We start from the raw sequence: 12468 nt of genomic DNA, 5'->3' as shown, positions 1-12468 counted from the left end.
CCTTCGATGGTGCGCGCGGACGTGCGCGAGATGGGGCGGGCCTCAGCCCTTCACGGCGCCCGTGAGGCCGCCGACGATGCGTCGCTCGAACAACGAGAAGAAGACGAGCGCGGGGATCATCGACAGGGACGTGAAGGCGAGCACGCGGGCCGTGTCCACGGAGTACTGGGACGCGAACGCCTGCACGCCGAGGGGCAGCGTGTACGACGTCTCGTCGTTGAGGATGAAGAGGGGCAGCATGTAGCTGTTCCAGCTCGCGACGAACGCGAGGATGCCGACGGTCACGACGCCCGGCACCGACAGCGGCACGACCATCCGGAAGAAGAACCCGAGCCGGCTCGCGCCGTCGATCGACGCGGCCTCCTCGAGCTCGCGCGGGATGGCGCGCAGGAACGGCACGAGGATGATCACGGTCGTCGGGAGCGCGAACGCGATCTGCGGCAGGACCAGCCCGCCGACGCTGTTCATGAGGCCCAGGCTCCGGATCATGATGTACAGCGGCGTGATCGCGACCGTCATGGGGAACATGAGGCCCGCGGCGAACAGCGAGTACATCGCGGCGCGGCCGAAGAACGCGTACCGCGCGAGCACGTAGCTCGCCATGAGCCCGAGGACCACGACGCCGAGCGTCGTGAGCAGGCCTGCGACGACCGAGTTGCCGAGCTGCTGCCAGAAGATCGAGCTCGACAGGACGTCGAGGTAGTTCTCGAGCTGCCACGGGCTGGGCAGGCCGGACGGGTCCGCCGTGATCTGGGCGTTCGTCCGGAAGCCGCCCACCACGATGTACGCGATGGGTGCGAGGCAGATCCCGACGAGCAGGTACGCGACGACGTACGTGAGCGGACCGCCCCTGCCGATGCCGGAGCCCTTCGGAGCCCGGGGCGCCGCGGTTCCCGGCGCGCGGGGCGGGGTGGGTGCGGCGGTGACGGTGGCCATCACTTCTTCCCTTCCGTGATCGCGCCCTCGGTGTCACGACGCAGGACGAACCGCTGGTAGACGAGCGCCACCGCGAGCGAGATGAGGAACAGCACGACCGCGACCGCGCTGCCGTACCCGTAGTTCCCCGCGTTGCGCCCGTTCGCGACCATGTAGGTCGCCATGGTCGAGGTGCCCGCCGTCGAGGCCACGTACTGGCCCCAGATGATGTAGACGAGGTCGAAGAGCTGGAGCGAGCCGATGATCGACAGGAACGCCCAGATGCGCAGCGTCGGACCCAGGAGCGGCAGCGTGATGTACCGCTGCGTCGTCCAGTAGGACGCGCCGTCGATCGCCGAGGCCTCCGCCAGCTCGTCGGGGATGCCCTGCAGCCCGGCGAGGAAGAGGATCACGGCGAAGCCGATGTACTTCCACGAGATGATGAGCAGGAGCGTCCAGATCGCGATGTCGGGGTCGGAGAGCCAGTCGACCGCGAGGACGTCCAGCCCGATCTTGCCGAGCAGGTCGTTCACCGCGCCGTTCGTCGCGAGCATGAGGCTGAACCCCGTGCCGACGATCACCTCGGACACGACGTACGGGACGAACACCAGCACGCGGATGATCGAGCGGCCGCGGATCCGCCGGTTGAGCATGAGCGCGACCGCGACCGCGACGGGCCCCTGCAGGAGCAGCGACATGACGACGATGAACCCGTTGTGCTGCAGCGCGGCGAGAAACTCGGCGTCGCGGAAGATGATGAGGTAGTTGTCGAGACCGACGAACTCCGTCGGCGGCCCGAAGCCCTTCCACTTGAAGAAGCCGTAGTACGCCGCCATGAGGACCGGGACGATGACGAACGTCAGGAAGACGACGAGCGCCGGCCCGGCGAGCACCGCGATCTCGGCGCGCTTCGCCCACCGACCGTCCCGGCCCCGTCGGGGCCTGGCCGCCGAGGGCGGGGTCGGTGCCTGCGCACCGCCCCCGTCCCCGGCTCGGTCCTGCCGGTCCCCACGTGTCGAGCCCTTCGGCGAGGCTGCCTCCTGAGACATGCCCTGGGACACGGTCATGGTGCTGGTTACTCCTTGGCGGCCGCGTCGTTGACGGCCGTGACGATGTCCGCTGCGGTGCCCTGGCCTGCGAGCATGTTGACCACGGCCGTGTTGAGCGCGTTGCCGATGCTCTGGCCGTAGAGCGTGTCGAGCCAGACCGACACGTACGGGGCCTCGTTGTACGCCTCGAGGATCGACACGAGCGCCGGGTCGGTCACCACGGACTGCGCCTCGGTGCTGGCGGGGAGCGTCTGGAACGCGTCGGCGTAGGCCTCCTGCGACTCCTTCGACAGCACGAAGTTGAGGAAGTCGGCGCACGCGTCCGGGGCGTCCGCCGAGCACGAGTACCCGTCGACGCCGCCCATCATCGCGCCGGGCTCGCCCTCGCCGTCGTCCACGGCGGGGAAGGGGAACCACTGCAGGTCCGGCAGCGGCTGCTCGTCGGGCGTGAGGGACGCGATGACGCCGGGGTTCCACGCGCCCATGAGCTCCATCGCGGCCTGGTGGTTGGCGAGCAGACCCGCCGACGAGCCGGCGCCCTGCTGGGCGGACGTCGTGAGGAAGCCGTCGTTGAACGGCTCGGTCGCGGCGAAGTCGGCGAGCGCCTCGCCGGCCTCGGTCCAGCACGGCGCGTCGAACGTGCGGGTCTCGGCCGCCTCGGTCATGGTGTCCTGCGAGCAGTACCGCAGGGCGAAGAAGTAGTACCAGTGCGCCGCGGGCCACGCGTCCTTGGCGCCCAGCGCGATCGGGGCGACGCCTGCCGCCTTGAGCTGGTCGTCCGCCGCCTCGAGGTCCTCGATCGTCTCCGGGGTGCCGCTGACGCCGGCCTGCTCGAACAGGTCCGCGCTGTAGAAGAGGCCGCCGGGCAGGATCGACACGGGCATGCCGTACACCTTGTCGTCGACCGTCATGGCGCTCAGCGCGCCGCCGACCGCCTCCTCGACGTCCGCGTCGACGAGGTCGGTGAGGTCCTTGACCTGGCCTGCCTCGACGACGTCGGCCAGCTTGCCGCCGCCGCGCGCCATGAAGATGTCGGGCGCGTCGCCCGAGTTGAGGGCCGTCTGGAGCTTGCCGTCCATGTCCTCGTTCTGGATGGACTGGATCTCGATCGTCACGCCCGGGTTGGCCTCCTCGAACGCGGCGACGGTGTCCTCCCAGTAGGCCTTGCCGGGGCCGGTGGTCGAGTTGTGCCAGAACGTCATTGCCGTCGAGCCGTCGTCCGCGCCGCCGCCGTCTCCCCCGCCGCACGCGCCGAGGGCGAGCCCTCCGACGACCACGGCGGTCGAGACCGCCAGGAGCTTCCTTGCCTTCATGGGATCCGTCCTCTTCGTCGAGTCGAGACTGCAGGTCCGTCCCTGCACCGTCCGGGACCGTTCCGCCGCACGTCGTCGGCAGCGGGTGCATCCGAGACTGGCAGGCCGCGCAGGGTCGTGTCAATCGTTGTCGATAACGGTTTCGAAACATCGTGGTCCGACCGGTGTCGCGACAGCCCGGCCCGGCGGGCAGGCGCTAGGGTCATGCCATGCGAGCGTCCGGGCGGGTCACCATCGGCGACGTCGCGCGCACCGCCGGCGTCTCCGTGGCCACCGTCTCCAAGGTGATCAACGACCGGTACGGCGTCGCGCCGGAGACGTCCGCGCGCGTCCACGAGGTCATCGCCAACCTCGGGTACGAGTCGTCGATCGTCGCGCGCAGCCTGCGCAGCCGCCGCACGAACGTCATCGGGATCCTCGTCGCCGAGTTCGAGCCGTTCTCCACCGAGCTCCTCAAGGGCATCTCCGAGGCCGTCGAGGACACCGGCTACGAGCTCCTCGCGTACTCCGGCGGGCTGCGCCGCGACGACCGCGTCGGGTGGGAGCAGCGCTACCTGTCACGGCTCGCCGGCACCCTCATCGACGGGGCGATCCTCGTGACGCCGACCGTGGTCGCGCCGAGCGGCACGGTCCCGGTCGTCGCCGTCGACCCGCACCGCGGCCCGTCCGGGGCCCCCACCGTCGACTCCGACAACCTCGCGGGCGCGCGCGCCGCGACCGAGCACCTCCTCGCGCTCGGCCACCGCCGCATCGCGTTCCTCGGCGGCCGGCCGGACCTCGAGTCCGCGCGGCTCCGCGAGCAGGGCTACCGCGAGGCGCTCGAGGACGCGGGGATCGCAGTGGACCCCGCGCTGATGCGCGTCGGCGGCTACCGCCCCGACCTCGCCGACTCCCCCGCGCACGAGCTCCTGTCCCTGCCCGACCGGCCGACCGCCGTCTTCGCCGCGAACGACCTGTCGGCCATCCGCACGATGGAGGTCGCGACCGAGCTCGGCCTGCGGGTGCCCGACGACGTCTCGGTGGTCGGGTTCGACAACGTGCCCGAGTCGGTGCTCGCCAGCCCGCCCCTGACCACGGTCAGCCAGCCCATCCACGAGATGGGTGCCGCGGCGCTGCGCATGGTCGTCGACCTCCTCGAGGGTCGGCCGCGCGACGCCCACCTGCGGCTTCCCACCGATCTCGTGGTCCGCGCGAGCACCCGCGCGCTGTGACCCACCCGGCGCCGTGCGCCGGAATCCTGCGCCTCGGATCGGCGTTATGTCAGGCAGAACCTGTCGAGCCGACCCGAGGAGGTCACATGGTCCAGCCTGCCCGCGGAACCCGCCGCCGCGTCGCCCGTCGCGTCCAGGTCGAGAACGACTTCGGCGAGATCCAGCACTACGTCCGGCACACCGGCGGCGGGCTCGTCTCGCCGCGCGCCCACGTCCCCGACGACGTCCCCCTCGGCGACGGCACGTACGTCGAGGCCGGGGTGCGGATCGGGCCGGGCTGTCGCGTCGGCGTCGGGAGCTGGCTCGACGAGGACTGCCTCGTCGGCCGTGACGTCACCGTCGGCGACAACGTCCGCCTCGGTCCGGGCACGCGCGTCGGCGACGGCGCCCGCGTCGGGAGCGGCGCGCGCGTCGGCGGGCACGTCGTCGTCGAGCCGGGGGCGGTCGTCCTGCCGGACGCGGTGGTCGAGGAGGACGCGACCGTGCGCCGTCGGCCCACCGGCCGGGCCGCGTGGTCGCAGGCCGCGTAGCAATGACGGGCTCGCCTGCCGAACCCCGGGTTGCGTGCCCCTCGGGCGGCTGATGGCGGCACAAGCCGGGGTTCGGCGCCTGATCCGGCTGGACAGCCCTGTCCGGACCGGCGCCGGGTGCGTACGATCCCGCGGGTGACGCACCCGCAGCCCGGCCACACGCCGGGACTCCCGCCGCACGGGCCCGGCCCGCTCCCCCTCGACCCGCGCGCCGTGCTGGACTGGCGCCTGCCCGGCAAGACGCCCGTCGGCCTCATCGTCGCGATCGCCGTGTCGAGCGTGTGCCTCCTGCTCGGCCTCGTCCCCCTCGCCCTGCTCGACGGCGCGTCGTTCGGCCTGAGCCTCGTGCTCGCGCTGCTGCCGCTCGGGATCTGGCTCCCCGTCGTGCTCGCGCTCGACCGCCTGGAGCCCGAGCCGCCGAGCGCGCTCGTCGTCGCGTTCCTCTGGGGCGCGGGCGTCGCCACGCTCCTCGCGGGGATCGTCAACACGCTCGGCCTCGAGCTGGTCGCCGGCCCGCTGCTGGGCGCGGAGACCGGCTGGTACGCGGTGGCGACCGTCGTCGCCCCCGTGGTCGAGGAGATCCTCAAGGGCGCGGTGCTGTTCGGGATGCTGTGGTTCCGGCGGCACGAGATCGACGGGTGGACCGACGGCATCATCTACGCGACGGTCGTCGCGCTCGGGTTCGCCGCGGTCGAGAACGTCTCCTACTTCATCACCGCCGCGCAGACGGACACGCTGGGCCCGACGTTCGTGCTGCGCGCCGTCGTCTCGCCGCTGCTCCACCCGCTCTGCACGGCCCTCATCGGCCTCGGTGTCGCGAGCGCGGCCATGACCGCGCGCGGGCCGCGGCGGGTCCTGGCGCCGATCGGCGGGCTCGTCGCGGCGATCGCGCTGCACGCGCTGTGGAACGGGTCGATCGGGTTCGGCCTCCTCGGCCTGGGCTTCGCCTACCTCGTGGGCCTCGGTGTGCTCGCGACGCTGGTCGCCGTCCTGGTGGCCGACCGCCGCCGCACGGTCGCGACGATCGCCCGGAACCTCGCGCCGTACCAAGCGACCGGCCTCGTCGGGCCGCCCGACCTCACGATGCTCTCGACGCTCGCGGCCCGCCGCCAGGCCCGCGAATGGGCCCGCCGCACCGCCGGACCCGGTGCTGCCCGGGCGATGCGTGACTACCAGCAGGCGGCGACCGAGCTCGCCCTGCTGCACGAGCGCGTGGCGCGCGGGATCGTCGAAGCCTGGCGCGTGGAGGGCCAGCGGCGGGCGCTGCTCACGCTCATGGCGACGACGCGCGCGGCGTTCCTCGCCCGAGCCCCTCAGGTGTCGGCGCCGGGCGGCGTCCTGATGACGAGGACCGCGTCCACCGACAGGCCGCCGAGCGCCTGGTAGGAGTGCTCGACGTCGGACACCCAGCGCAGCTCGTCGCCCACGCCGATCTCCGCCTCGGCACCGACGCGTCCGGCGCGCAGCCGCCCGTCCGTGACGAGCAGGTGCTCGACGACGCCCGGGCCGTGCGGCGGTGAGGTCCGGCGCGAGCCCGCGTCGAGGTGCAGGTGGTAGACCTCGACCGCGGTCCTGTCGGGCACGTGGTGCGCGTCCAGCAGGCGCGCGGTGACACCCTCCGAGGAGACCTGCGTGCCGACCCGCTCCGCGAGCAGCACCGCGAGCGGGACGTGGAGCGCCCCGGCCAGGGCGTAGAGCGTCGCGAGCGTGGGGTTGCGCGAGCCCTGCTCGATCTCCGAGAGCGAGCCCTTCCCGATGCCGGCGGCGGCGGCGAGGCCCGAGAGCGACAGGCCCTGTTCCGTCCGGAGCGCCCGGAGCTGTCGCGCGACGGCGTGCGCGACCTCTTCCCGGTCGTTGGACGCGTCGTCGTGGCTCACGCACCCGAGCCTACCGTTCCGTTTCCGGAACGATGCCTGATAGCGTTCCGGAAACGGAACGATCCAGGAGCACCGCATGCCGTCCGACCGCACCCCGCCCGTCCTCGCGGGGCTCGTCACCGCGCTCGTGGGATTCACGAGCTCGTTCGCCGTCGTGCTCGCCGGGCTGCGGGCCGTGGGCGCGACGCCCGAGCAGGCGGCGTCCGGCCTGCTCGCGCTGTGCGTCACGCAGGGCGTCGGCATCCTGTGGCTCACGTGGCGCCACCGGACGCCGATCACGCTCGCGTGGTCGACGCCGGGCGCGGCGCTGCTCGTCTCGACGGGTGCCGTCGCGGGCGGCTGGCCGGCAGCGGTGGGGGCGTTCTGCCTCGTGGGCGCGCTCGTGCTGCTCACCGCCCTGTGGCCCCGGCTCGGCGATCTCGTCGGCGCCATCCCGCGGCCCGTCGCGCAGGCCATGCTCGCCGGGGTCCTGCTCACGCTGTGCCTCGCGCCGGTGCGCGCGCTCGTGGACCTGCCGCTCCTCGTCGCGCCGGTCGTCGCGGTCTGGCTCGTGCTCCTGCGCCTCGCGCCACGGTGGGCCGCCCCGGTGGCGCTCGTCGTGGCGCTCGCGGTCGTCGTGGTGACGGCCGCAGGTTCCGGTGCGCTCGCGTGGTCCGACGCCGTCCCCCGGCTCGACCTCACCGCCCCGGCGCTCTCGTGGCAGGCCGTCGTCGGGCTCGCGGTGCCGCTCTACGTCGTGACGATGGCGTCGCAGAACGTGCCGGGAGTCGCGGTCATGGCGTCGTTCGGCTACCGCGTGCCGTGGCGCGAGGCCATGACCGTGACGGGGCTCGGGACCCTCGCCGGGGCGCTCGCCGGCGGGCACGCGATCAACCTCGCCGCGATCAGCGCCGCTCTCGCCGCCGGGCCGGAGGCCCACCCCGACGCCCGACGGCGGTGGGTCGCCGCCCACACCGCGGGCTGGGCCTACCTCGTGCTCGCCGTCGCGTCGGCGGGGCTCGCGTCGCTCGTCGCCGCCGCACCGCCCGGTCTGGTCGAGGCGGCCGCGGGGCTCGCGCTCGTCGGCGCGCTCGGTGGTGCGCTCGCAGGGGCCTTCGCGGAGCCGCGGGGGCGGGAGGCCGCCGTCGTCACGCTGCTCGTCGCCGCCGCGGGAGTGAGCGTCGGGGGCGTCGGCGCGGCGTTCTGGGCGATCCTCGCCGGACTGGCCGTCCACGCCGTGCTGCACGTGCGCCGTCGGGCACCGGAGGACAGCCCGGCCGGCGCCGAAGCAGTACCCCGGTAACGCGAGGTAGTACCCCGGTCCCGCGAGGTAGTACCCCGGTCCCGCGAGGTAGTACCCCGGTCCCGCGAGGTAGTACCCCGGTCCCGCGAGGTAGTACCCCGGTCCCGCGAGGTAGTACTGCGGTCCGCCTTCGCTGGACCGTAGTACTACCTCGCGTTCCTGAGGTACTACCTCGCGGGGGCGAGGTCCAGGGCGTCCGGGCCGAGCACCGGGAAGTTGTCGCGGAAGAGGTTGCCCGGGTCCACGCGGCGCTTCAGCGCGCGCAGCCGGTCGAGCGTCGCGGGCGGGAACGCGTCCTCGACCCGCTCCGGGCGAGGGTCGGTCTCGAAGCTCAGGTACGAGCCCGAGAAGACGTCCGCGATCGCGTCCCAGCGCGCGTCGAGACGTGCGCGGCTCGCGCCCATCGCGCTCACCGCGAAGTTCGCGGACCGGTGGGCGTACGCCGTCGCGTCGGCGGGGACGTCCGACGCCGCCCCGCCCGTCGAGCGGATCTGGAAGAAGTACGTGTCACCGCTCGCGACGAGGCCCGCGAGCCGCGCCGACGCGGCGGGCGTGAGGTGCTCGAGCAGGCCGGACCGAGCCACCGGCTCACCAGATCCAGCGTGCGGTCCGCGCGGCGGCGCCTGCACGACGGCGGCGTACGGCAGGATCTGCGCCTGTGCCTGCTGGAGGAGCGGCGCGATCGACGCGTACGGCTGCAGGCGTTCGATCACCGTGTCCGGGTCGTCCGAGTCGACCATCGTCATGGTCTGTGCGACGACCGGCTGGCCCGGCCGCGGGCGGCCCATGAGGAGGAAGCTCGTCGTGTCGCGCGGCGACGCCTCGACGGCGGCGCCCCATCGCTCGAGGAACGTCGCGGTGTCGGACGCGTCGTGCACCATCTGGGCGAACCCCACCGCGCCGACCTCGTCGGCGACGAGCTCGAACGACACCACGACGCCGAGGTTCGCCCCGGCCCCGCGCACGCCCCAGAACAGGTCCGGGTTCTCGGTGTCGCTCGCGCGGACCACCGACCCGTCGGCGAGCACCATCTCCACGGCGCGCACGTGGTCGATCGTCAGGCCGTGCGCGCGGCCCAGCCACCCGATGCCGCCCGCGGTCGCGAGGCCGCCGACCCCGACGCCGCCGGAGTCGCCCGACGTGATGGCCCAGCCGTGCGGCGCGAGCGCCGTCGCGACATCACCCCAGCGCGCGGCTGGCCCGAGCCGCACGAGCCGGGTCGTCTCGTCGAGCACCTCGATCCCGTCGAGCGCGCCGAGGTCGACGACGATCCCGCCGTCGTTCGTCGAGCGCCCGCTGATCCCGTGGCCGCCGGAGCGGACCGACAGCGGGACGCGCCGCGTGACCTCCTGGGCACGCGCGAACGCCAGCGCCTCGACCACCTCGGACGTGTCGCGCGGGCGCAGCACCAGGCCGGGCGAGCCGCCGCGCAGGTACGTCGAGCGCACGGCCGCGTGCTGGGCGTCGCCCGGCTCGACGGCGCGCTCGGCGAGCGAGGCGGGGACGTCGTCGTACGCGATGCCGGGTCGACGCGCCCCGCGCACCGCGGCCGGGACGACGCGGCTCGTGTCCGTGCCGGTCGCCGTGCGCTCACGCTCGACCGCCGCTCGCAGCGCCGGCACGACCTCCTCGGCAAAGCGACGGGTGGTGGCCTCGTCGTCGGACGCGAGGACGAGCGTCGAGACGCCCTCGTCGACCACGAGCGGCAGCAGCCGCTCGACCCAGGCCTCCGGCGGCCCGACGACGTCGGGCTCGCCCATGCCACGAGGCTGCGGCGCCCCGACCTCGAAGGCCCCGGAGACGTTGAGGACGCGCGTGATCTCGCGCGGGTCGCGGCCGGCCGCGGCCGCGGCGGCGTCGATCGCGGCGTTGCCCGCGCGCAGGCCGTCGGTCCCGATGCGCCCGAGCGACGGCAGCCAGCCGTCGGCGACCCGACCGGTCAGCCGCAGCATGCGCGGCCCGAGCGCGCCGAGCCACACGGGGATGCGACGCGTGGTCGCCGGCCCGGGCTCGGCACCCTCGAGGCGGTGGTGCTCGCCGGGCAGCAGGACGCCGCCCCGCGAACCCGCGGGGACGGCGCGAGCGACGTCCTCGCCCCAGATCGCGCGGATCACGTCGACCGCCTCGGCGAGCGCGTCGACGCTCTCGCCGGGCGACAGACGCCGTGCGCCCATCGACTCCATCGCGTCCCAGAACGCGCCGGCGCCGAGGGCGAGCCCGACGCGGCCGTCCGACAGCAGGTCGAGGCTCGCCGCGGCGCGCGCGAGCACGGCCGGCGGGCGCATCGGCACGTTGACGACGTTCGGCACGACGTGGATCCGCTCGGTCGCGGACGCGACGTAGGTCAGCAGGGTCCACGTGTCGAGGAACCGCGGCTGGTACGGGTGGTCCTGGAACGTCACGAGGTCGAGGCCGAGGTCCTCCGCGAGCACGGCCCGCGCGACGGTGAGGTCGGGGTCGTCGGCGAGGGGTGTGACGAACGTGCCGAACCGGAGGGGGTGGCCGTAGTCGGTCATGCTCAGGCCTCCTCGGCGGTGCTGCTGGTGCTGCTGGTGCTGCTGGTGCTGCTGGTGCTGCTGGTGCTGCTGGCTCCCGCGGTACCGGTCGTGCCGCGCTCTGCTGCGACGAGCTCGCGCGCCGCGGGGGCGACCTCCTGGCCGACGACGGCGAGCGTCGTCGGGTCGTCGCCCGCCACGACATACGTCGAGACGCCGTGCTCGAGCGTCACGGCGGCGACCTGCTCGGCCCACTGCTGCGGCGGCCCCTGGAGGAAGCCGCTGCCACGATCGGCCGTGACGCGGCCACCCACGTTGAGCAGACGGCGGATCGCGGAGGGGTCGCGCCCGGCGTCTCGGGCGGCGTCGTCGATCGCCGCGTTGCCGCGCGCGAGGGCCTCGAAGCTCTGCAGGTAGGCGAGCGACGGCAGCCAGCCGTCCGCCGTCCGGCCGACGAGGCGCAGCATTCGCGGTTTGAGCGCGCCGACCCAGATCTCGACGTCGTGCGCGGGCGCAGGTCCGCGCTTGGCGCCGTCGACGCGGTGGTGCTCGCCGCCGGCGACGAGCCGGTCGCGGGTGGACGTGTCCCACAGCCCGCGGATCACGTCGATCGCCTCGTCGAGCGCGTCGACGCTCTCCCCCGGCGTGAGACGCTCGCCGCCCATCGCGGCGATGGGGTCCCAGAACCCGCCCGCGCCGAGACCGAGCTCGACCCGGCCGCCCGAGAGCCGGTCGAGGCTCGCGACGGACCGCGCGAGGACGCTCGGCGGGCGCAGCGGGAGGTTGAGGACGTTGCCGGCGATCCGCACGCGCTCGGTGCGAGCCGCGACCCAGCTCATGAGGGTCCACGTGTCGAGGAAGCCCGGCTGGTACGGGTGGTCCTGGAACGTCACGAGGTCGAGCCCGACCTGCTCCGAGAGCACGGCGAGGTCGACGACGTCACGCGGTGACGCCGCCGACGGGGTGATGAAGGAGCCAAAGCGGAGCTCGTGGCCGTAGTCCATGCGTCCTCGATCCGAAGATGTGTTGTCGAGCAGAACATATCCGTAACAGATAGGTGGCGCAACAGCATTCCCGCGGTACCCTGGGCGCATGTCCACGTCCACAGAGCCGACGACGCACCCGGGGACGCACGGCGACGGTCCCGCCCTCGCGCCGACGCCCGGGCACCTCGAGGACCTGGGCTGGCACCTCGGCGTCCTGCTGCGCGCCTACCGTGCGACCGTCGAGGAGGCGCTCGTCGACGTGCCGCACGGCACGCGCGGGTACCAGGTCCTGGTGTCCGTCGTGCAGGGCGACCAGCCCACCCAGCTCGCGCTCGCCGAGCACCACGGCATCGACCGCACGGTCATGACCTACCTCGTCGACGACCTCGTCGCCGCCGGGCTCGTCGAGCGGCAGCAGAACCCGGCCGACCGGCGGGCGCGTCGCATCGTCGCGACGGCCCTCGGGCGCCGTCGGCTGGCGGAGCTCGCCACGCAGGTGCGCGACGCCGAGGACGCGCTCCTGCGGACGCTCTCGCCCGAGGAGCGCCACGCCTTCCGCCTGCTCATGCGCCGGGTCGCGTGCGACCTGCGCGACGTCGACGCCGGCACGGACCTGTGCGCCGTCGCGGAGGACGAGCTCGCCGGGCCCGGAGGAACCACCCACCCCGCGACGTAGTACCGCGGGTACGAACCCCCGCAACGCGGGGTACTACCTCGCGTAACCGGGGTACTACCCCGCGCGACCGGGGTACTACCCCCCGCAACCGGGGTACTACCCCGCGCGACCGGGGTACTACCTCGCGGTGCCGG

11 protein-coding genes are annotated in these 12468 nt (G+C 73.7%); 5 read left to right on the top strand and 6 right to left on the bottom strand.

Translation table 11 applies throughout. The annotated features are described in order from the left end of the window. Positions 1-42: 42 nt before the first annotated feature. Genes ACZCLJ_RS15880 through ACZCLJ_RS15870 form a run of 3 tightly spaced genes read right to left on the bottom strand, consistent with a single transcriptional unit; the run spans position 43 to position 3277 of the window. On the bottom strand, positions 43-936 hold the full coding sequence (locus ACZCLJ_RS15880; protein ID WP_251149908.1) for a carbohydrate ABC transporter permease: 894 nt from the start codon (positions 934-936) through the stop codon (positions 43-45). After that, positions 936-1982 carry a carbohydrate ABC transporter permease gene (locus ACZCLJ_RS15875; RefSeq protein ID WP_463104447.1) on the bottom strand — a complete coding sequence of 349 codons (1047 nt, stop codon included), beginning with the start codon at positions 1980-1982 and terminating at the stop codon, positions 936-938. Before ACZCLJ_RS15875 ends, ACZCLJ_RS15880 begins: the two co-directional genes overlap by 1 nt. An 8-nt stretch (positions 1983-1990) precedes the next feature. Then, on the bottom strand, positions 1991-3277 hold the full coding sequence (locus ACZCLJ_RS15870) for an ABC transporter substrate-binding protein (protein WP_251149906.1): 1287 nt from the start codon (positions 3275-3277) through the stop codon (positions 1991-1993). A gap of 209 nt (positions 3278-3486) precedes the next feature. Between ACZCLJ_RS15870 and ACZCLJ_RS15865 the strand changes: the two genes are divergently transcribed. The 3 genes from ACZCLJ_RS15865 (at position 3487) to ACZCLJ_RS15855 (ending at position 6404) form a co-directional block, all read left to right on the top strand. Further along, positions 3487-4488, top strand: coding sequence for a LacI family DNA-binding transcriptional regulator (locus ACZCLJ_RS15865; protein WP_463104446.1), 1002 nt, complete (start codon positions 3487-3489; stop codon positions 4486-4488). An 86-nt stretch (positions 4489-4574) separates the two neighbouring features. Then, the gene (locus tag ACZCLJ_RS15860; RefSeq protein ID WP_463104445.1) at positions 4575-5018 is read left to right on the top strand and encodes a transferase; all 444 of its coding nucleotides are present in this window, start codon (positions 4575-4577) and stop codon (positions 5016-5018) included. A 135-nt stretch (positions 5019-5153) separates the two neighbouring features. Further along, complete coding sequence (locus ACZCLJ_RS15855; RefSeq protein WP_463104444.1) at positions 5154-6404, top strand: PrsW family intramembrane metalloprotease; 1251 nt, start codon at positions 5154-5156, stop codon at positions 6402-6404. Here the strand turns inward: ACZCLJ_RS15855 and ACZCLJ_RS15850 are convergent. Next, the gene (locus ACZCLJ_RS15850; protein ID WP_463104443.1) at positions 6332-6895 is read right to left on the bottom strand and encodes a helix-turn-helix domain-containing protein; all 564 of its coding nucleotides are present in this window, start codon (positions 6893-6895) and stop codon (positions 6332-6334) included. The genes ACZCLJ_RS15855 and ACZCLJ_RS15850 overlap by 73 nt on opposite strands. Before the next feature lie 76 nt (positions 6896-6971). Between ACZCLJ_RS15850 and ACZCLJ_RS15845 the strand changes: the two genes are divergently transcribed. Further along, positions 6972-8177 carry a benzoate/H(+) symporter BenE family transporter gene (locus ACZCLJ_RS15845; protein ID WP_463104442.1) on the top strand — a complete coding sequence of 402 codons (1206 nt, stop codon included), beginning with the start codon at positions 6972-6974 and terminating at the stop codon, positions 8175-8177. A gap of 167 nt (positions 8178-8344) precedes the next feature. Here ACZCLJ_RS15845 and ACZCLJ_RS15840 read toward each other — a convergent pair whose 3' ends face one another. Together ACZCLJ_RS15840 and ACZCLJ_RS15835 are read right to left on the bottom strand one after the other, a co-directional pair. After that, positions 8345-10693, bottom strand: coding sequence for an LLM class flavin-dependent oxidoreductase (locus ACZCLJ_RS15840; RefSeq protein ID WP_463104441.1), 2349 nt, complete (start codon positions 10691-10693; stop codon positions 8345-8347). Positions 10694-10695: 2 nt separating this feature from the next. Beyond that, positions 10696-11676 carry an LLM class flavin-dependent oxidoreductase gene (locus tag ACZCLJ_RS15835; protein WP_463104440.1) on the bottom strand — a complete coding sequence of 327 codons (981 nt, stop codon included), beginning with the start codon at positions 11674-11676 and terminating at the stop codon, positions 10696-10698. 88 nt (positions 11677-11764) lie between these two features. Here ACZCLJ_RS15835 and ACZCLJ_RS15830 point away from each other — a divergent pair, with 88 nt between their 5' ends. Next, the gene (locus ACZCLJ_RS15830; protein WP_463104439.1) at positions 11765-12334 is read left to right on the top strand and encodes a MarR family winged helix-turn-helix transcriptional regulator; all 570 of its coding nucleotides are present in this window, start codon (positions 11765-11767) and stop codon (positions 12332-12334) included. The last annotated feature ends 134 nt before the right edge of the window (positions 12335-12468 follow it).

Source organism: Cellulosimicrobium sp. So1_17, from assembly GCF_055181235.1.
The sequence above is the reverse complement of the archived record's forward strand: the minus strand, read 5'-3'. Positions and strand labels throughout refer to the sequence as shown.